At 63.5% G+C, this 18,573-nt stretch carries 24 protein-coding genes, 2 tRNA genes and 1 pseudogene; 19 read left to right on the top strand and 8 right to left on the bottom strand.

What is annotated here, in order from left to right; all coding sequences use genetic code 11:
* The first annotated feature begins 1 nt into the window (after window position 1).
* On the top strand, window positions 2-628 hold the full coding sequence (locus AC5FRW_RS05390) for a uracil-DNA glycosylase (protein WP_493567410.1): 627 nt from the start codon (window positions 2-4) through the stop codon (window positions 626-628).
* A gap of 10 nt (window positions 629-638) precedes the next feature.
* Here AC5FRW_RS05390 and AC5FRW_RS05385 read toward each other — a convergent pair whose 3' ends face one another.
* On the bottom strand, window positions 639-1,073 hold the full coding sequence (locus tag AC5FRW_RS05385; protein ID WP_493567409.1) for a CBS domain-containing protein: 435 nt from the start codon (window positions 1,071-1,073) through the stop codon (window positions 639-641).
* Between the two features lie 90 nt (window positions 1,074-1,163).
* Between AC5FRW_RS05385 and AC5FRW_RS05380 the strand changes: the two genes are divergently transcribed.
* Window positions 1,164-1,907, top strand: a complete 744-nt coding sequence (locus AC5FRW_RS05380; protein ID WP_493567408.1) for a hypothetical protein — start codon at window positions 1,164-1,166, stop codon at window positions 1,905-1,907.
* Here AC5FRW_RS05380 and AC5FRW_RS05375 read toward each other — a convergent pair whose 3' ends face one another.
* Window positions 1,908-2,957, bottom strand: a complete 1,050-nt coding sequence (locus tag AC5FRW_RS05375) for a lactonase family protein (protein ID WP_493567407.1) — start codon at window positions 2,955-2,957, stop codon at window positions 1,908-1,910.
* A 105-nt stretch (window positions 2,958-3,062) separates the two neighbouring features.
* Between AC5FRW_RS05375 and AC5FRW_RS05370 the strand changes: the two genes are divergently transcribed.
* The 8 genes from AC5FRW_RS05370 (at window position 3,063) to AC5FRW_RS05335 (ending at window position 8,069) form a co-directional block, all read left to right on the top strand.
* A tRNA-Ser gene (locus AC5FRW_RS05370) sits at window positions 3,063-3,144 on the top strand.
* A 643-nt stretch (window positions 3,145-3,787) separates the two neighbouring features.
* Complete coding sequence (locus AC5FRW_RS05365; RefSeq protein WP_493567406.1) at window positions 3,788-5,212, top strand: hypothetical protein; 1,425 nt, start codon at window positions 3,788-3,790, stop codon at window positions 5,210-5,212.
* Between the two features lie 60 nt (window positions 5,213-5,272).
* A complete protein-coding gene (locus AC5FRW_RS05360) occupies window positions 5,273-5,572 on the top strand; it encodes a DUF5785 family protein (protein WP_493567405.1) in 300 nt (99 codons plus the stop codon).
* 82 nt (window positions 5,573-5,654) lie between these two features.
* A complete protein-coding gene (locus tag AC5FRW_RS05355) occupies window positions 5,655-5,990 on the top strand; it encodes a DUF7344 domain-containing protein (protein WP_493567404.1) in 336 nt (111 codons plus the stop codon).
* 74 nt (window positions 5,991-6,064) lie between these two features.
* Window positions 6,065-6,826, top strand: a complete 762-nt coding sequence (locus tag AC5FRW_RS05350) for a GTP cyclohydrolase III (RefSeq protein ID WP_493567403.1) — start codon at window positions 6,065-6,067, stop codon at window positions 6,824-6,826.
* Between the two features lie 83 nt (window positions 6,827-6,909).
* Window positions 6,910-7,497: a CBS domain-containing protein gene (locus AC5FRW_RS05345; protein WP_493567402.1), complete on the top strand. Its 588-nt coding sequence runs from the start codon at window positions 6,910-6,912 to the stop codon at window positions 7,495-7,497.
* 4 nt (window positions 7,498-7,501) lie between these two features.
* Entirely contained in the window at window positions 7,502-7,969 is a 468-nt protein-coding gene (locus AC5FRW_RS05340; protein WP_493567401.1) for a GNAT family N-acetyltransferase, read from the top strand.
* Window positions 7,970-7,995: 26 nt separating this feature from the next.
* Window positions 7,996-8,069 (top strand) — tRNA-Thr (locus AC5FRW_RS05335).
* Between the two features lie 179 nt (window positions 8,070-8,248).
* Here the strand turns inward: AC5FRW_RS05335 and AC5FRW_RS05330 are convergent.
* On the bottom strand, window positions 8,249-9,052 hold the full coding sequence (locus tag AC5FRW_RS05330) for a hypothetical protein (RefSeq protein WP_493567400.1): 804 nt from the start codon (window positions 9,050-9,052) through the stop codon (window positions 8,249-8,251).
* A gap of 1,091 nt (window positions 9,053-10,143) precedes the next feature.
* On the opposite strand from AC5FRW_RS05330, the gene AC5FRW_RS05325 reads away from it, so the two are divergent.
* The 4 genes from AC5FRW_RS05325 to AC5FRW_RS05310 all read left to right on the top strand — a co-directional run bounded on the left by AC5FRW_RS05325 (window position 10,144) and on the right by AC5FRW_RS05310 (window position 12,792).
* Window positions 10,144-10,380 carry a hypothetical protein gene (locus AC5FRW_RS05325; RefSeq protein ID WP_493567399.1) on the top strand — a complete coding sequence of 79 codons (237 nt, stop codon included), beginning with the start codon at window positions 10,144-10,146 and terminating at the stop codon, window positions 10,378-10,380.
* A 41-nt stretch (window positions 10,381-10,421) separates the two neighbouring features.
* Window positions 10,422-11,486: an ATP-binding protein gene (locus AC5FRW_RS05320; protein ID WP_493567398.1), complete on the top strand. Its 1,065-nt coding sequence runs from the start codon at window positions 10,422-10,424 to the stop codon at window positions 11,484-11,486.
* 63 nt (window positions 11,487-11,549) lie between these two features.
* Entirely contained in the window at window positions 11,550-11,960 is a 411-nt protein-coding gene (msrB, locus tag AC5FRW_RS05315; RefSeq protein WP_493567397.1) for a peptide-methionine (R)-S-oxide reductase MsrB, read from the top strand.
* 175 nt (window positions 11,961-12,135) lie between these two features.
* Complete coding sequence (locus AC5FRW_RS05310; protein WP_493567396.1) at window positions 12,136-12,792, top strand: DUF7978 family protein; 657 nt, start codon at window positions 12,136-12,138, stop codon at window positions 12,790-12,792.
* A gap of 80 nt (window positions 12,793-12,872) precedes the next feature.
* Here AC5FRW_RS05310 and AC5FRW_RS05305 read toward each other — a convergent pair whose 3' ends face one another.
* From AC5FRW_RS05305 to rpl7ae, 5 genes are all read right to left on the bottom strand, one after another.
* On the bottom strand, window positions 12,873-13,115 hold the full coding sequence (locus tag AC5FRW_RS05305) for a glutaredoxin family protein (RefSeq protein ID WP_493567395.1): 243 nt from the start codon (window positions 13,113-13,115) through the stop codon (window positions 12,873-12,875).
* Between the two features lie 86 nt (window positions 13,116-13,201).
* Window positions 13,202-13,666 (bottom strand): nucleoside-diphosphate kinase, encoded by a 465-nt coding sequence (gene ndk / locus AC5FRW_RS05300; RefSeq protein WP_493567394.1) that lies wholly within the window; start codon window positions 13,664-13,666, stop codon window positions 13,202-13,204.
* The gene (locus AC5FRW_RS05295) at window positions 13,663-14,019 is read right to left on the bottom strand and encodes a 50S ribosomal protein L24e (protein WP_493567393.1); all 357 of its coding nucleotides are present in this window, start codon (window positions 14,017-14,019) and stop codon (window positions 13,663-13,665) included. Before AC5FRW_RS05295 ends, ndk begins: the two co-directional genes overlap by 4 nt.
* Before the next feature lie 2 nt (window positions 14,020-14,021).
* Window positions 14,022-14,249, bottom strand: a complete 228-nt coding sequence (locus tag AC5FRW_RS05290; RefSeq protein WP_493567392.1) for a 30S ribosomal protein S28e — start codon at window positions 14,247-14,249, stop codon at window positions 14,022-14,024.
* Window positions 14,250-14,260: 11 nt separating this feature from the next.
* The gene (gene rpl7ae / locus AC5FRW_RS05285; RefSeq protein WP_493567391.1) at window positions 14,261-14,623 is read right to left on the bottom strand and encodes a 50S ribosomal protein L7Ae; all 363 of its coding nucleotides are present in this window, start codon (window positions 14,621-14,623) and stop codon (window positions 14,261-14,263) included.
* A gap of 306 nt (window positions 14,624-14,929) precedes the next feature.
* On the opposite strand from rpl7ae, the gene AC5FRW_RS05280 reads away from it, so the two are divergent.
* The 5 genes and pseudogenes from AC5FRW_RS05280 to AC5FRW_RS05260 form a co-directional block, all read left to right on the top strand.
* The gene (locus AC5FRW_RS05280) at window positions 14,930-15,106 is read left to right on the top strand and encodes a hypothetical protein (protein WP_493567390.1); all 177 of its coding nucleotides are present in this window, start codon (window positions 14,930-14,932) and stop codon (window positions 15,104-15,106) included.
* Window positions 15,107-15,180: 74 nt separating this feature from the next.
* A complete protein-coding gene (gene tmcA, locus AC5FRW_RS05275) occupies window positions 15,181-17,415 on the top strand; it encodes a tRNA(Met) cytidine acetyltransferase TmcA (RefSeq protein ID WP_493567389.1) in 2,235 nt (744 codons plus the stop codon).
* Window positions 17,412-17,897: a DUF456 domain-containing protein gene (locus AC5FRW_RS05270; protein WP_493567388.1), complete on the top strand. Its 486-nt coding sequence runs from the start codon at window positions 17,412-17,414 to the stop codon at window positions 17,895-17,897. Before tmcA ends, AC5FRW_RS05270 begins: the two co-directional genes overlap by 4 nt.
* 305 nt (window positions 17,898-18,202) lie before the next feature.
* The gene (locus AC5FRW_RS05265; protein ID WP_493567387.1) at window positions 18,203-18,364 is read left to right on the top strand and encodes a DUF8014 family protein; all 162 of its coding nucleotides are present in this window, start codon (window positions 18,203-18,205) and stop codon (window positions 18,362-18,364) included.
* A 142-nt stretch (window positions 18,365-18,506) separates the two neighbouring features.
* Window positions 18,507-18,573 (top strand): annotated as a pseudogene (locus tag AC5FRW_RS05260) (IS200/IS605 family transposase); the annotation flags it as partial.

The raw sequence follows: 18,573 nt of genomic DNA, 5'->3' as shown, positions 1-18,573 counted from the left end.
CATGGACGCCGAACAGGAGTCCCTGTCGAACCCCTACGGGATGGACGAGGAGTGTCAGAACTGCCCGGCACTGTGTGAGACGCGGTCGAACGTCGTCCACGGCTACGGCGACGTGGGCGCGGAGTTCGTCGTGCTGGGGAACACACCCAGTGCCGGGGCCGACGAGGCCGGCCTCCCCTTCCTGGGCGAGCGAGAGCGCGAACTGCTCGACATCCTCGCCGCACTGGATCTGGTCGACGACCCGGATGCCGACCGGCCGCAGTTCGACAACGTCTATCTGACCTACGTCACGCGCTGTCACCACCCCGACCGTGGGCCGACCGAGGAGGAAGTACTGAACTGCGAACCGTACCTCAACAGCGAGGTACGGATGATCAACCCCGAACTGCTCTTACCCGTGGGACAGGACGCGCTGGAAGCGCTCGCGTTCGAGTACACGACACTCAGCGAGGACGAACTCGACATCGCAGAGCGCCACGCGACCACGATCCGGGGCCGTGGCTTCGAACTCCTGCCGATGATCGAGCCGTGGGAGCAGACCGACGAGCAACGCAGTGCTTTCCTCGAACACTTCAGCGAGACGCTGGGACGGGACTACCGACAGACGAAGGGCCGTCGTGGACGCTAGATCGGTCTCCTCAAAATTCGCCGGCCGACTCCCAGCGGTCCCGCGCCGCTTCGATCTCGGAGAGTTCGTTGCGGAGGTCCGAGAGGTGCCAGACGATGTCCGTCAGGGTCAGGATCCCGACTAGATCGATCCCGTCGATGACGGGGACTTTTTTGATGCCCTGTTCGGACATCTGGCGAGCGACCGTCCGTACGGTCGTCCCCGGCTGTGTCGTCACGACGGAACCGTGAGCGAGTTTCGCGACCGGAATCTCGTCCATCGGACGGCCCGTCTGCAGCGCCGCTTCGAGCGCGTCGTGTTCGGTGACGATGCCACAGGGATTCCCATCGTCGAGGACGACGACAGAGCCGACGCCGGCCGAAAGCTGACGCTCGACGGCCTCGGCGAGCGAGGAATCGAGGTCGACCGTCACGACATCGGTCGACATGAGATCGTCGACTAGCATGTCCCTCGGTACCACGGGAATGGACATAAGCCTCGCTCCTGATCGCGCCCAGTGGAAAGTGCAAAGAGTCGCCTCGCCCGAGGACAGTACATGACCACGATCGCCGTCTTCGCGACACCGCCCCGAGACGGAGCCGTCTGCCAGACGCTCGTCGAGCAAGACGTGTTGACCCCCGACGAGGCGACCGACCTCTACAGTGCGATGCTCGCCGACACGTGTGGCGCCGTCGACGCAAGCGGCGCGGAGTTGCTCGTGAACTACCGCCCGGACGAGCAGGTGCCCGGCGAGGACGTGGACTCGGAAGCCGAAGTGAAAGCAGCGCTGGCGGACGTGATCGACACCGACGACGTGCGCTTCGAGGTGCAGGTCGGTTCGACGTTCGCCGGGCGCGTCGGCAACACCGTCACCCACCTCCTCGAACGCGAGGGTGTCAGGACCGCCGCCGTCGTGCGCCCGGCGGCGGCACTGCTCGGTCGCCAGCACATAGACAGCGCCGCGATGAAACTGCGGAGCAACGAGGTCGTGCTCGGTCCCTCGACGGACGGTCGAGTCACCTACGCCGGCTTTGCCGAACCGATCGACTTCGAGGACGCGTTCGCCACGCCACAGATCGAGACGTTGGCCGCCCGAGGGGCAGACGCCGGCCTTTCGGTCGATTTCCTCCCAACGGTGCCACTGCTGGAGACCGAATCCGACCTGGCGACCGTCGTCCCACAGCTCAGAGCACGCCAGCGGGCCGGACGACTGGTGCCCACCCGAACGGCCGAGACCCTCGACTCGCTGGGGATCACGATCGTAGAAGAAGACGGGGACGTGGCGGTCGTCCGAGCCTGATCAGAGGAACTGCAGACAGACCGGACTCGGAAGGTCGGTGACGGCACCGGTCGCTTCGAGTCGGCCGATCTCGGTGTCGACCGCGAAGGTGACGATATCGTCGCTCTCCATGTTCTCGGCGAGGAGATAGTCCCCGTCGGGGGTCAGCGCGAAGTTTCGCGGCCACTCGCCACGGGTCGATTCGGTCCCCTCGAACGTGATCGCGCCATCGTCGATGGCGAACGTTGCGATGCTGTCGTGGCCGCGGTTCGAACCGAACACCCACTCCCCGTCGTCGTGGACGTGGATGTCCGCAGTGATGTTCTCGCCGTCGAAGTCATCGGCGATGGTCGGCGCGGTGGCGACCGCCGTGAGGCCGCCGGTGTCGGCGGTCCGTTCGAGCACCGTCACCGTCGAGTTCAGTTCGTTGATGAGATAGGCATAGGCACCGTCGGGACCAAATTCCATGTGGCGCGGTCCGGCCCCGGCAGGGAGTTCGACCGTCGCCGCCGCTGACGGGACGAGTTCGCCGGCATCGAGGTCGAGTTCGTAGCCGACGATGCGGTCGTCGCCCAGATCCGGGACGTAGGCGTACTCGTTGTCTGGTCCCGGCTGGATCGAGTGGGGATGGGCTGCTTCCTGTCGGTCCTCGTTGGGACCCGATCCCTCGTGTTCGACGAGGTCCGACGGGGCCTGAATCTCGCCGTCGTCGGCGATCGGACACATCGCGACCGAGCCACCGGTGTAGTGAGCGACCAGCAGGTACTGCCCCGTCGCGTCGACGGTACAGTGACACGGGTCCGCGCCACCGCCGGTCGTGACCTGATTGAGTCGCGTCAGTTCCCCAGTCTCCCCGTCGATCGACAGCGCCGTCACCGCGCCGTTGTCGATCTCGTTGACCGCGTAGCAGTACTCCCCGCTCGGGTGGATCGCGAGGAACGAGGGGTTCTCACCGGCCGCCGTGGTCCCTTCGATCTCGACGCCGCCATCGTCATCGACTGCGACGGTGTAGATTCCCTCGCTGTCGCCATCCGTGTACGTTCCGACGAGTGCAAGTTCCGCTGTCGACATGAATCGCCATTCGACGGCCCCTGTCTTCGCTCTTTGGACTCGCAGGACCACCGCCGACAATCGACACGCCTTAGGGCGACCCCCCGCTACCGTCGACTGCACTGCGGTGGGATGGCAGAGCGGCCCATTGCGCCTGCCTTGAAAGCAGGTGGCGCAAGCCTCCTGGGTTCAAATCCCAGTCCCACCGCTTCTCTGCGAACAAATGTGAGCAGGAAGCGGTATCGCTGGCGATTTGAACGAGAGAAGTCGCAGTCCGCGCAGAGAGCAACGCGACCGAGCAGAACCGTCTTCCCGTTGTTCAAATCCCAGTCCCACCGCTGCGTTGCTCCGAACACCACCGTGAGGAGCAACAGCACGACGATAGGATTTGAGTCCTACCAGTCACAGCCCGCGCAACGAAGTGAGCAGGAATGTCTGGCTCCGGTTCAAATCCCAGTCCCACCGCTGCGTTGCTCCGAGCACTGACGCGAGGAGCAACAGCACGACGATAGGATTTGAGCCCTACCAGTCACAGCCCGCGCAACGAAGTGAGCAGGAATGTCTGGCTCCGGTTCAAATCCCAGTCCCACCGCTGCGTTGCTCCGAGCACTGACGCGAGGAGCAACAGCACCATGCTGGGATTTAAGCCCTGCCAGTCGCAGCGCGAACGAAGCGAGTGACCGTCTGGCTCCGGTTCAAATCCCAGTCCCACCGCTGCGTTGCTCCGAGCACTGTGACACGAATCTGTGAGGACAGTTGCAGCCACAGAGAAACCAATTGCCAAACACCTTTGAAGAATCACGAAGCTTATACCTGCGTGCTAAGTGGGACAAGCCAACAGAGACTTACAGATGTTGCATGAATCCACGACGCCGAATCGACGGACAGGGCTGGCCCTCCTGGTCGTCGGGATACTGCTGATCGGCAGCGTCGGGCCAGCGCTCGCGGCACCGCGTGTGTTCACCGCGAGCGCGTCGGTAGAGCAGTCCGAGTCCATCCCCGGAGAGCAGGTCAACGTGACGGTCAAACTCCGCAACACAGGCGATTCTGGCGGGGGAGACGTACGGATAAAAGTGAACGGTTCGACGGTGTTCAGCGATCGCTACACGGTCCCCGCCGACGGAACCACGACCGTCGAAGAACAGATCTCCTTCGAGGAACCGGGCGTGTACAACGTCACCGTCAACGGCAAGAAGGCCGGCCTGGTTGATGTCCGGCAAACCATCGCAGAGACCACCGAGGTACGCAACGATAGCCGGTCGTTCTTGATTCGTGGCGGGCGGGTCGCGTACAAGAGCGTCCTGACGACCGTGTTCCCGGCGACCAACGAGACCGTTGCCATCGAGTCGCTGCGCTACCAGGCGCTGAGCAGTTCGTTCGAGCGGTCTGTCGACGTGTACACCAACGCGTCGACGGCGGCCGTGGACGTGCCCTCTGGAGACGGGACGACCGTGTTCGGCGCAGTCTCGGTCCAGTCGCACTCCAGGATCGAGGACCGCCGGATTCGGCTTGGCGTGAACCGCTCGACCGTCGACGAGAGTTCGGTCACGAGCGACGCGATCGCTATCTATCGGGCGACCGGCGACAGCTACGTGCAGTTGAACACGACGCAGGTCGGAGTCGAAGACGGACGATACGTCTACGAGGCGGCGACGAACGACACCGGAGCGCTCCTGCTTGGATCACTTACCCCGTCGTTCGAAATGAGTGACCAGGCGATCTCGACGAGCGAGATCGACGGCGAGAAGCGCATCGTCGTGACGGCGAACATCACGAACACAGGCAGTGTCGCCGGCACCTACACCGCCCCAATGCGACTGGGCGACGACGTGGTCGACAACGCGACCGTCGATCTCGAACCCGGCGAGACCACGGAGGTCACAGCCAGCCATCGACTCAGTCGCGATGGAACGTATCAAGTCCGACTCGGCGAGACGACCGTCGGAACCGTCGTCGTCGCGATGGGCGCAGCGCAAGGTGAAACGACGACCGAGGAGTCCTCCGGCGAGGACGAAACCGAAACGACGGCGACAGCCACGGAGACCGGGTCCGAGAGCGACGAATCGACGAGTGGGGGCGACGGAACGGCGACCGAAGCATCCAACGACGACGGAACGGCGACCGAAGCATCCGGCGGCGATAAGCAGGCGGGCGACGGCGGAACCGACGGTCTCGACCTCTCGCTGTCCGCAGACGACGTTGGACTGACCGAGATCGCGATCGGCGGCAGTATCGCAGTCATCGGCGTCATTCTGGTGTTGCTCCAGCGCTGGTGAGCGCGGACACGCGAGTCGGTAACCGGGAGATTTTTGCGTTGCTCACCCTTCACACCGGATATGGACTGGCCCCACGATCCCGACGGCGAGCAAGGTAGCGAAGGGCGTCGCAAGTACGGCCACGCCGTGATCGCGAAGAAAGTCGACGAGGAAGCGGACTTCCCGCTGTCGGCCGACGAGTTCGTCGCGGAGTACGGTGACGATCCCGTCCGCATCGATTACGAGACGGTCGTGAGCGTCGCAGACATCTTCGAACACGTCGACGAAACGGAGTTCGACGACTTCCCGGAGTTACACAAAGCACTCGGTCGCGCGCTTCGCGGGGCGGATTACTGGCCGTACCGACTCGAACACGCCTGAACTGACGCCGCTCTCGCACCGTCTTTCTGCGTGGCGTGTGTGGACACGACACATACTTTTTCTCGCCCCGCGTACGTTCACTATGGCGACTGGAGATACCGCCCACGACCAGTCCGACCGGCTCCCGGATGCAGTCGTCGAGGACGTTCTGGCCTCCGAACGCCGCCGTATCGCACTGGAGATACTGGCCCAGCGCGACGAGCCGATGGTGATCGACGATCTGGCTGCTGCGGTCCACGCACGGGAAGACGACACGACGCCAGCAGCACTGTCCAGATCGGAACGCAGAGCAGTTCGTGACGACTTTTTCGCCACGCATCTGCCGAAGCTCACTGCGACGGGGATCGTCGAGTACGATTCGATGGTCGGCACCGTTCGGCTGGACGACGACGGACCGATCCTCGATCGGCTGTCCTGAGAGCCGCTCGCGTCGTCTGCAGACGGCCCGTTTCGACAGAACAATACCGGCTGCTCGCTAAACGTGAGTCGACCGTGACCAACACGCAGTTGACGCACATCCAGATCGACAACTACGGGCCGTGGACGGTGACGCCGGAACCGCGTCGCGAAGTCGACCTCCAGACGCTGCAGTCCCGGCTCTACGCCGACCTCTCCCAGCTGTTCGGGAACCGGGACGCCTACGTCTTTTTTACCCGGTTCGACAACATGATCGCCGTCAGCAACGGGCTCGACATGGACGATCACGCCCTGATTCAGGAGTCGGTCGGGAATCGCTATCCAGTGACGATGAGTCTGAGTGTGGCGACGGGGACGACGCCGGCCGACGCGCTCGGAACGGCCACCGAGCAACTGCAGGACGCCGGCAGTGCACAGGACCAGCACCGTCGTGAGATCCTCCGTGGACGGACGATCGACGAGGGGTTCAGGACCGACGAGGACCTCCAGATCGCTCACTTCGACGTCAACGACGCGACCGAGAAGTACACGGATCAGCTCAACGAATTCGACACGTTCATTCGAATCGAGCAGGGCTACGCGGAACTGATGCGTCACATGCGCCGGGCGTACGATTCACTGGCGTTCTTCGTCGGTGGCGACAACGTGATCGCGGTCTGTTCGGGCCTCGACCGCTCGGCATATCAGGAAGCGATCGACCACGTCGAAGAGACCGTGGGCGTGGAATTGAAGGTCGGCGTCGGTCGTGGCACCGTCGCAGCACAGGCGGGAATGGACGCGAAACACGCGCTCGAAACGTGTCGCGCCACCGGCGACGACGTGACGATGGCCGAGTAACGCCCCAACTCTATACGTTCGTCGGGTGAGGTCATAAGCGTAGTGCAGGTAGCTTTTAGGAGAACTGTGTGCTACGAGTTACCATGAATGAAAACGTGACTGTACGGGAGGTGATGGCACGTGAGTTCGTCGGTGTCAGCGAATCGGACGACGTTCTCGAAACGACCGAACTCCTCTTGCGAGAAGACGCCGAGTTGGCCGTCGTCCTCCGCGGTACCGAGCCAGTCGGGGTCGTCACTGATAGAGATATCCTCGCACACCTCGTCTCTGGACGAGATTTCGCGTCGGCGACGGTCGAGGACGTGATGACGGAGTCGGTACCAACTGTGAGTGCCGAGCGGACGCTACCCGAGGCTCGTGACCGAATGTCGTCGTGGTCGACGCGCTGGCTGGTCGTCTCCGACGGTGGGGAGCCTGACGGCATCGTCACGCAACACGACATTCTCGCCACGTCGACACTCGGAGCCGAAGCGACCGCGACCGAGAGTCCCGAACGACAACAGACGGCCCAGCAACAGATGGCTGCCACCAACACCGCCACAGCCAGCAGCCAGAGCGTCAGCGACGACGCCTTCGACGAACAGGGGATCTGTGAGATGTGTGGCGCACTGACTCGTGATCTCTCCTCGTTCAACGGACAGTTGCTCTGTGCGGACTGTCGCGACATCTGAACCGATGGAGGTACGGCTCGCCAGAAACGAGGACGCCGACGCGATCACCGACCAGTGGCTCGACCTCGCCAGCGGCCAGCGCAGTTACGGGTCACACGTCCTATCCGACGAGAATCGCTCGATGGCACGCCAGTCCGTCCTGCGCCATACTGTCGCCAACGAACTCCTCGTGGCCGTCGACGGCCCTGAGTACCTCGGGTTCGTGATGTTCACCGTCGAAGCGAGCGACTACGCACAGGACACCACCCGCGGACTCGTCCGTAACATCTACGTCGCCCCCGAACACCGGCGCAACGGCGTCGGGACGGCGCTGCTCGACGCGGCCGAAACTCGCCTGATCGAGCGGGGCGTCGACCGGATCACCCTCGAAGTGATGGCGGACAACGAACCGGCTCGCCAATTCTACCACCGCCACGGCTACGCCCCGCATCGAATCTCGCTCGAAAAGCCGACCGAAAACGATACGCTCTAAACGGTCCCCCCGTAACTACCGGGTGCGCCAAGGGAGCTTGGGTGGTCCAAGCACTCGACTTGTAATCGAGAGTTCGTGGGTTCAAATCCCACCCTTGGCTCTTCTCGGCGAGCGACAGCGAGCCGTATCCGTTCGATGTGGGATTTGAAGAAGGGAAGTCGCAGTCCGCACAGGGAGCAAAGCGACCGAGCAGAACCGTCTTCCTGTAGTTCACAATCCCCACCCTTGGCTCTTCTCGGCGGGCGAGGGCGGACACTCGTCTGGCACCCCTTTTACGACCTACAGATCGCATTCCTCCTGTGGATCCGTCGCGGTCTCTTCGGCTGTGATCCGGCGTGTACGCTCCCCTTCTTGTCCGTGTTGGGCGGCCTCCTTGTAGTCGATACTGCGTTCTTGCATCGCCGAGCAGTAGCACTGCATCTGATCGGTCAGAGACTGAATCGACTCGACAGAGTCGAACTCGTCGAACGACTCGACAACGTCTTTGAATCGCTCTTTCGCACCGGTGAATTCGTACTCTGCAATCTGGTACTCAGCGGCGTCGTGGGACCCCATCGCTGTTTCGAACTGTTCTTTCGCGGCTGCGATATCCTCTGCGAGCGAGGCCAGATCCTGATACGTTTCCAGAATGGTATCGAAGCGCTCGACACAACGCTCGTAGTCGTCGGGAGAGTATCCCGAGAGTACGGTAAAGCCAACCGAATCGGAATCCTGCCTGAGTTGATCGAGTTCGCTCTCTGCGACTTCGATTTCATCGGCGAACGATTCGGTCCCGCTGCCAGTGTACGACGGGCGATTTCGATACGCGGCGTGTATCGCATTGTGTGTCTGCCCGACCCACCACGCGAACCAGAACGCGTCCCAGCTCCGATCGATCCGTTGTTGTAGCTCTGCTGACTGGGACTCGTCCTCGGCGTAGCTAAGTGCACCGCGTGCCTCGAACAGCCCATCTCGAAGGTCATCGAGTACGACACCGTTGGAGATCGGAACACCATCCAGAGAGACATTGACCGCGTACCGGTCGACTACGTCTTCGATGTTGACCAGAGCCTCGTCGATATCTTCCTCGATTTTCTTCTGCATCGACTCTGGTGTCCGTGTCTCTGTCGGCGTGTCGGTCTCGGTCGCGGTCTCTGTCGGCGTGTCGGTCTCGGTCGCGGTCTCTGTCGGGGTAGCGGTTTCAGTCTCCGTCGCAGTCGGGGTCTTCGTCTGTGTGGGCGTCGCCGTCGACGCTGACGTAGCTGACGATGTCGAAATCGAAGTGGAGGTCGAGACTTGTGGATCCGTGTCGGTACGTTCACTCTCAGTCTCATTACATCCAGCCAGGCCTACTACGCCAGCGGCAACTAAGAGATATTGTCGTCGGTCCATGTTTTCCGTTGGTGTCGTCGTACTAAACAGTCTTTCCAAATATCAATACGTGCCCCGAGAGCGTTACAGAATGATTACGCGCACACTCCGAACCCCAATACGGCCGATGTCACAAGAGAGGCTCTCGCAGTGGGTTGCAATACGGAGTCAGAGGGACGGTCCTGGGGGGAGGATGGAACGTGTGTTGGCTGCGGGAACCAGGACCGGCTGTTTGTCGTTACGGATTGCTAATAAGTATTTTCGTCTTCCGCTTCTGTATTGCGGTTCGAACATTGCTCTCGCCCAACTATATCAATGGTTTTAAATAATTCTCCGTGATAGCATGAATCACCGGTGCCCTCCATAGTGCCGGTCTGAAGCCATCGATTGCCGGTGCTGTTCGCTCTTCCACTGGGGCGAACAGCCCTTGATTTGGTGACCCCTATCCCCTGTCAGGCATCGTGGGTTATCGGTGATGTCTCACTGCCATCCCAGTGGGCATCCTTTCACTGATACTGAGAGCGGATGTACTGTCGTAGCCATCGAAAATCACTGCACACCCGACCGCACGACTGCAGTGCGATCGGTGTGTCAATCGCTTCAACTGTACTATCGTCGTCTCCCGGGTGGCTCATTACTTTATTCGACGCGTTTCCCGAAGACACGGAGCGCACCCGGTAGTGGCTGTTCGTCGCCCCGTTGTCGTCAGTGCGCTCGGTCCTGCCCACGATAGTCACTGATCGGCTGTCTGGAGAGACCCGCGAGTGGTCACGCGACACCTATTCGTAGCGCAATTTAAGGCCGTGGCTGCTCCTACATCGACTATGGGAGACACACTGGAACTGTACACCGGCGAGACCGTTACCGTCGAACACGTCAAGCCGCTCGCGAACGGTGGCGGCCGTTTCAACGTCACTGCCGAAGACGGCCGGAAGTGGCAAATCGACGTGACTCGTGACGGCGACGTGGACGTGGTGACGACGTGGCGTGACGGGACGCTCGCGGACCTGGACGTGCCCGAGTGGATGGACGACGTGACCGGGCGATTGAGTCGACTCTGATCGGGCGGATTTTTAAATACCAGTACGAGCGACCTCGCGTCGTGAGCTTCGTACTCGGACGCGAGGAAGCGGGCGGGACGGGTGAACACGGACATCTCGGGCGGTATCGCGCGCTGGACGGCAGCGACGGCGCACCACTACAGCTCGACATCGACGGTCCACACGCGATGGTGATCGTCGGAAAGCGGGGCTACGGGAAGTCGTTCACGCTGGGGGTCGTCGCCGAGGAGCTGGCGCGTGCAAACGGCGTCGCTCCCGTTGTCGTCGATCCGATGGGTGTGTTCACGACGATGGCAGAGCCAGCGGATGGCGATCCGGTCCCGGCGACGGTCGTCGACGACCCGACAGTGTCACCGCCGTCGCTCGATCCGCGGTCGTGGTGTGCGCTGCTCGGTCTCGACGCCGAGAGCGGGGCGGGTGGACTGGTCTGGCAGGCCGCGACCGACGCGGAGACCATCGCCGAGATGCAGCGGAAGATCGGCGAGACAGATGCTCCGAGTGCGGACCGGCGGGCGGCGATCAATCACCTCGAAATGGCCGATCGCTGGGGCGTCTTCGACGACGACGGTCTCGACGCCGAAACCCTCTCGGACGGGGCAGCCACGGTCGTCGATATCTCTGGCCTCGACACAGCACCGATGAACGCAGTCGTGCGGGGGATCGGAGAAGCCCTCTATCGGGCACGTGTCGAGACGACAATCGATCGACTCCCGTGGTTGCTTCTCGACGAGGGGCACACGTTCTTCGGCGGTGTCGCCGGGCCAGCACTCGAAACGATCCTCACGCGCGGACGCGCCCCGGGCGTGAGTCTCGTCGTGGCGACTCAGCGGCCCAGCGTCGTCCCCGAAGTCGCCATCTCTCAGTCCGACCTCCTCGTGGCCCACAGGCTGACATCGAAGGTCGACCTCGACGCGCTCACCGCCGCCCAGCCGACCTACATGGACGGGACGCTTGGCGAGGGGCTTCCGACTGCACCCGGCGAAGTGGTCGTCGTCGACGACGCGACAGAGACTGTCCACGGGGCGCAGATTCGAGACCGTGACACCCCCCACGGCGGTGCCAGTCCAAGCGCGAGCGATGTCGTCGTCGACGAACGGTCAGAGTGACCCATCGGCGGTCGACGACCATCTCGCTCTACCCTTTTGTGTCTCCGGTCCTAACGGGAGGATATGAGTGATAAGTCGAGCGACAGCCTGCCGAACAACGACGAGGAGTGGCGCGAAATACTCACCGACGAGGAGTACCGAGTCCTGCGCGAGCAGGGGACCGAACCGCGGTTCAGTAGCGACCTGATCGACGTGAAAGACGAAGGGGAGTTTACCTGTGCCGGCTGTGGGACAGCGCTGTTCGACAGCGACGAGAAGTTCGACTCGGAGACCGGCTGGCCCAGTTTCTGGGACGTGTACGAGGACGGTGCCGTCGAGACCCGCCGTGACACCAGTCACGGCATGGACCGTACGGAGGTCGTCTGTGCCAACTGTGGGGGCCACCTCGGTCACGTCTTCGACGACGGCCCGGAGCCGACGGGCAAGCGCTACTGTATCAACGGGGCTGCACTCGATTTCGATTCCGAGGACTGAGACGGCGTTTTGCTGTGTCCCCGGTCGACCACACAGTCGTGTGGCCGGTCTGTGAGACACCGACAGCGGAAAGCAGCCGGTATCCCGTGAGAGGGCAGTCGGTCACGGACCGACGAGCGATCGTCTGAACCATCGGAACGTTTTTTACGGTGTTCGCGATTCGTACGAGTAGACCGTGACTGACGACCCGACCGTCGCCGGCGACGACACCGTAGCAGCGACCGACCAGCCGCTGTTGAAGCCCTCACTAACGCAGTTTCCGTGGATTCGGGCAGCAGTGGCCTCGATGGTCGCCTTGCTCGTCCAGTATCTCCTGCTCATTACGTCGATCAGCCTGACCTCGATGACCGTCACACGACCGGAGTGGGGCCTCTGGACCAAGGCCGTCCAGTACGTCTTCGTCCTCTACAGCGCACACCACGTCCCGATCGCGACGACGATCGACGGCACGATCCAGTCGGGCACGTCGCTGGACAATCTCCTCTACGGGCAGTCGCTGTTCCCGGTCGTCGTCTTTTTCCTGTTACCGATGGTCGTGCTCACGGTGGCAGGGTTCGTCTTCGAGACGCGTCGGCGACCGCCCGCCGGCGTCGCCGTCTTCGAGGAGAGCATGATGGTCGCGACCGGCTTTGCCCTTCCCTACGTCCTCGTCGGTGCGGCCGGCTCTTTCGTCTTCGTCCGTCGGATCGCGACCGAAACCACGCAGGCGGCGTCGGCCCCGGCACTGCTGTGGGCGCTCGTCGCTACGTTCCTCTTCCCGATGGTGTTCGTCACGCTCGGTGCGGTGGCGGCCTACCGCCGCGATGGGGCCGATCAGGCGACCAGCGAGTAACGTCGGCGACCAGCGACACGAGAAACGCCAACCGGCCACGAGGGCGCGATTCATACGGCGATACGAGAGGAGTGGCGACGTTACTCCCCGTAGTTCCGGTCGACGAATTCGAGGATCTTCTCCGACTCGGCCATCGTGACGCCCCGGTCCTCGTCGACGATGACGGGCACGCCACGCTGGCCCGAAACGCGTTTGACCTCGTTTCGCTGCGAATGCAGTGGGTCGACCCAGACCGTCTCGTAGTCCACGCCGAGTTCGTCGAGTCGGTCGGCGACCTTCTCACAGTACGGACAGCCATCGAGTTGGTACAGCGTGATGCTCATATCCGTACGTCGGCCCGGAGCGGAAAGCCGTTTTCGGCACGGCTACCGGGCCGGCAGACGAAAGAAAAAACCGACGAACGGCCGGGTTACTCGTAGAGCCAGGTCTCGTCGACGCTCTCCCACTCGACGAGTTCGTCCTCGTCGAAGAAGAGGTCGATCTCTCGCTCGTTGGAGCCTTCGTCCTCGTGGTCGGAGCCGTGGATGACGTTCCGACCGAGGTCGAGACCCAGATCACCGCGGATGGTTCCGGGGGCGGACTCGGCCGGGTCGGTCTCGCCCATCATCGAGCGGACCTGACGGACGGCATCCTGTCCTTCCCAGACCATCGCGAAGACCGGACCGGAGGTGATGAAGTCGACGAGTCCCTCGAAGAAGGGCTTGCCTTCGTGTTCACCGTAGTGGTCCTCTGCGAGGTCCTGATCGATCTGCATGAACTTCGCACCGACGAGCTTCAGCCCGCGGTCCTCGAAGCGGCTCACGATCTCACCGATGAGTCCACGCTGGACGCCGTCGGGCTTGACCATGACGAACGTGCGTTCGTGCTCGCTCATGCTTCGGCCTCTTCAGTCTCTTCCTCGTCGGCCTCGCTGGCTTCGGAGTCGGCGGCTTCGTCCTCGTCGGCGTCGACAGTCTCCTCCTCGTCTGCCTCGTCGGCTTCGGAGTCGGTGTCGGCTGCTTCGGTTGCAGCGGCCGCCTCAGCTTCGGCAGCCTCATCTTCTGCTTCGGTCGTCTCGCGGCCGGCCTCGGTCCATTCGAGGTTGCGCGCCTCGCGGCCGAGATCGGCGTTGTTCTCGCACTTCGACGAGCAGAAGTGGATCGTCGTGCCGCTCGTCTCGACGAACATCGTCCCGGTGCCCGGCTCGATGTCTGCGCCGCAGTAGTCACATTCTCGGGTTCGGGGCATCGTTACTGTCCTCCGATCTGGTCGGCTTCACGTGCGGTCTCACGCAGCTGGAGCACGTCGCCTTCGCGGACGGGACCGAGGACGTTCCGGGTGATGATTCGACCCTGGTTCGAGCCCTCGCGGATGCGGCACTTGACCTGCATGGCCTCGCCGTGCATCCCGGTCCGGCCCACGACCTCGATGACCTCTGCTGGCGTGGAGCCATTGCCTTCGGATTCCTCAGCACTCATCCTCAGTCACCTCACCGAAGTTCCTCGACCTTGCTGGCGATGTCCTCGACGTCGTCGTCCGCCTCGCCGGCGTCGACGATCGCCGCGGCAGCACTGCCGACCTGCAGGCCGGCGGCGTGACCGAGGTCGTCCTGCTCGGCGACGAAGACGAACGGAACGTCTTTCTCGTCGGCGAGTTCGGGGATGTGCATGACGATCTCCTCGGGCTGAACGTCCTCGGCGACGAGGACGAGGTCCGCGTTGCCACGCTCGATTGCCTTGGTCGTCTCGTTCGTTCCTTTCTTGACACTTCCTGTGTCCCGCGCGACCTCGAGCGCCTCGAGGGCGTCCTCTGCGAGGTCAGCGGGTACGTCGAAATCTACGTACACTGGCATTGATGGATCACCTCCTGCACGCGGGCTCGCGCTCCCCCGCCGGAGAGTCCTGAGAAGGCTGGGAGCATCATCAACCCGGTGCAGGCTGTACACGTGATTGCGACATGCGCCCTAAAAGGGGTTTCGAAGCTGAAATCCCGTGACAGGACGCCACACGGTAGCCAGCAACGTTCTCGTACTGGCGAGACGACGGCCGATTGCTCACGCTGACGGCCGTCCCGAATGCACAGAGAGAACGATGCCGGGCAGTCGCCATTACTGGCGGGTTACTACAGCTTCATGTTAATTGGTCACGATGGACACGGTATGGTCACGTGCGAAAACTGTGGTGAGATCTTCGAACACGCGGACGAACTCGAATCGGACACCGTTCGAAAACTGGCTGTCGACGAGGACACCGAACGGCCTCGAATCAGGATCGGCACTGGACAGCGAGACGTGTGGCGGTGCAAGGGCTGTGGGAAGGTCCTTGGCGTTCGCTAGCCGACGGCAGGCGACAGGTGAATACGTGGAGCCGGACCGTCAGGCCCATACTCGCGGCCGGGCCAGACCAACGTATGGAACTGGCGAGGCGACTCCGTGCGGAGGCGACGCGAGCCGGCGAGCGTCGCGTACTCGTCCTCGCTGGCACTCCGTCGGTGACTCGCCGGGCGGCGCGGGACGCGCTCGACGCGGCGTCGATTCCAACAGCGGAGACGACGCTGGTCGGCCCGGTCGACTGTCTCGATTGTGAACACGTCGAGATGGTCCACGCGGGCGACCTGCTGGGACGAACGCGGACCGCTGTCGTACTGGACTGCCACGAGGCCTGTCGGCCCAACGCCATCGGGAAAGCCGTTGGGGCGGTCGACGGCGGCGGACTGCTCGTCCTCCTGACGCCGCCGTTGGCCGACTGGCCCCACCAGCGCGACGGCTTCGACGAGCGACTCGCCGTCCCGCCTGCGACCGTCGCGGACGTGGCCGGTAATTTCAGAACGCGGCTAGTCGAACTGGTCAGAACCCATCCGGGGGTCGCCATCGTCGACGCCGACAGCGGTGTCGTCGAGCGTGACGGGCTGACCGATCCGGCTCCGAGACTGCCCAGCGGTTCGCCGACACTCCCGGACGGAGTGGAGTTCCCGAAAGCGGTGTACGAGGCCTGTCTGACCGACGATCAGGTCGCGACAGTCGGGGCGTTCGAGCGGCTTTCAGCCCCCGGAGACGCACTCGTCGTGGAGGCCGACCGAGGCCGCGGGAAGTCGAGCGCCGCGGGGCTTGCGGCCGGCGCACTCGCGGCCGCCGGTGCTGACGTACTCGTGACGGCCCCGCAGTACCGCAGCGCGCGCGAGGTGTTCGCGAGGGCCAGTGAGGTGCTGTCGACGCTCGGTTGGTTGGAAGCACAGGACGACCCCGAAAACCCCCAGCGCCTCCAGACCGCAGACGGGCAGGTCCGGTACGCGGACCCCACGGGAGCGGCCGAGCAGTCGACGGCGGCCGACGTGGTGATCGTCGACGAAGCAGCGGCCCTGCCGGTTTGCGTCCTCGAACGGTTTCTCGACGCGCCGTCGGTCGCGTTCACGACGACCGTCCACGGCTACGAGGGGGCGGGCCGTGGGTTCTCGGTGCGCTTTCGCGACCGACTGGCCGAGAGCGATCACGAGGTGACCGAGCGAACGATGACGACGCCGATCCGGTACGCTCCGGGGGACCCAGTCGAGTCGTGGGCGTTCCGCGCGCTCATGCTCGACGCCAGACCGGCCGTCGATCCGGTCGTTGCGGACGCCACGACGGCGTCTGTCGAGTACGAACGCTGTGGGCCAGCGCGCCTGCTCGCCGACGAACACCTGCTGCGGGAGGTCTTCGGCCTGCTCGTGTTGGCCCACTACCGGACCGAACCGGACGACCTCGCGCGCCTGCTGGACGCCCCGAACGTCTCGGTGCGGGCGCTCACGCACGAGGGGCACGTCGTCTCCGTGGCGTTGCTGGCTCGGGAAGGCGACTTGCCGGCCGATCTGCGAGCAGAGATGTACGAGGGCGGACGCGTCCGGGGGAACATGATTCCGGACGTGCTGACCACGCAGTTACGCGACGAGGACGCGGCCATCCCGGTCGGCCAGCGCGTGCTGCGAATCGCGACCCATCCCGCGGTCCGCTCGCGCGGTCTCGGCTCGGCGCTTCTGAGTGAGGTCAGGGCGGAGTACGAGAACACCGTCGACTGGCTGGGTGTCGGGTACGGCGCGACGCCCGAACTCGTGGCGTTCTGGGCCGACAACGACTACGGAACGGTCCACCTCTCGACGACGCGCAACGACCGTAGCGGCGAGTACTCGGCGATCATGCTCCGGCCGTGTTCATCGGCGGGACAGGACCTCGCGGACCGTCACGCTGCGTGGTTCCGCGACCGGATCGAGAGCGTCCTCTCTGACCCGCTTGCCGACCTCGATCCCGACGTGGCACGGGCGACGCTGGCCGCGACCGAGGGCACCGTCGATCTCGACCTCTCCCCCTTCGAGTGGCGACTCGTCGCCGGCATCCCCGGCGGTGCGGGCGTGTTCGACACCGACCCCGGGCCAGTTCGAGCGCTGGCGTTGCGCCATCTCGTCGACCCAGCCGATGACGCCGGGCTGTCGAGCCAACAGGAGCGCCTGCTCGTCAGGAAAGCCCTGCAGGGCCACGCGTGGGACGCCGTCGCCGACGAACTCGGGTACGTCTCGACGGCGGAGTGCATGCGCGCGCTGGGTCGTGTCGTCGAAAGATTGGTACGGCTGTACGGCGTCGATCAGGCCAGAGAGGAACTCGACCGACACACATGATCGAACTCCCACTCCTGCTCGTCGCCTTTGCCCTCCTCGTCGCCGGTGTCGTCGGCAGTCTCGTGCCACAGATGCCGGGTGCGCCCTTCTCGATCGCTGGCGTCCTCGTCTACTGGTGGGGATCGGGATTCAGTCAGCCCGGAACCGTGCTGCTGGCCGTCCTGTTGCTGGTCGGCATCGTGACGCTGGCGATCGACTGGCTGGGCGGAGCTATCGCCGCGAAGGTCGGCGGCGCGTCGACGACGACGGCCGTGATCGCTGGAATCGTCGGGATCGTCCTCTTCGTGTTCACTGGCGGTCCCGTCGGGATGATCCTCGGGATGGCGGCAACGGTGTTCGTCGTCGAGTACTACCGACAGAAAGACGCGAGGGCGGGCGCGAAGGCCGCGCTGGTGACGACGCTTGGCATCCTGAGTTCGGCGGTGATGCAGGCCGTCCTCACTGGTGCGATCCTCGTGACGATGCTCCTCGTCGCGCTGTGACGCGGCGATGCTCCTCGTCGCGCTCTAACACGAACGATCGTGGCGAAAACTGTTAAGCGACTGTATCACTGAGCACTGGCAACGATGTTGGGATCGGTCGAGCGCTCGGAGCGTGGCTACATCTCGCAGTGGCGTGGCGAACAACACGAATGCGAACTCTGTGAGGCCGAGAGACTGTGTTCGAAACGGTGTAATCTCATCACCTGCCGTGAGTGTCAGGCCGAGTTTTTGCCAGGCTCGTCGCTTCTGTGAGGGCCAGCCCGTTGGCGTAAACACCTATCTGTCCGCCGGGCGAAGCGCCGCGTATGGAGTGTGGCGAGGACGGGTGTCAGGCGGATGCTGCGGTCGAACTCCACATCCCCTGGCGTGAGAACATGACTGTCTGCCCGGGCCACGCGAGAGTGTGGGCACAGAAAGATGGCGTCGTCCCGGCACCGATCGAAGGCGCAGCCGACCGCTGGCCGTAGGTTACAGCGGTAGCGAGGCGAAAGCCCACCCCTTCAGGGGTGGGATGAAGCCAACAACTGGGAATCTTTCCACGCTCGTAGGCACGGCTGGGGTTGGATGCCTGTGTAACATCTTTAGGTGAGTAGTTTCTATATACTGACGATGCCTCGTGGGTTCGACAGGGAACGTACCAACGTCCACAAACTCCAGTACCACTTCATCTGGTGTC

The sequence above is a fragment of the Halomicrobium sp. HArcht3-1 genome, from assembly GCF_058933345.1.
This window is presented reverse-complemented; position numbering and strand designations above follow the sequence as displayed.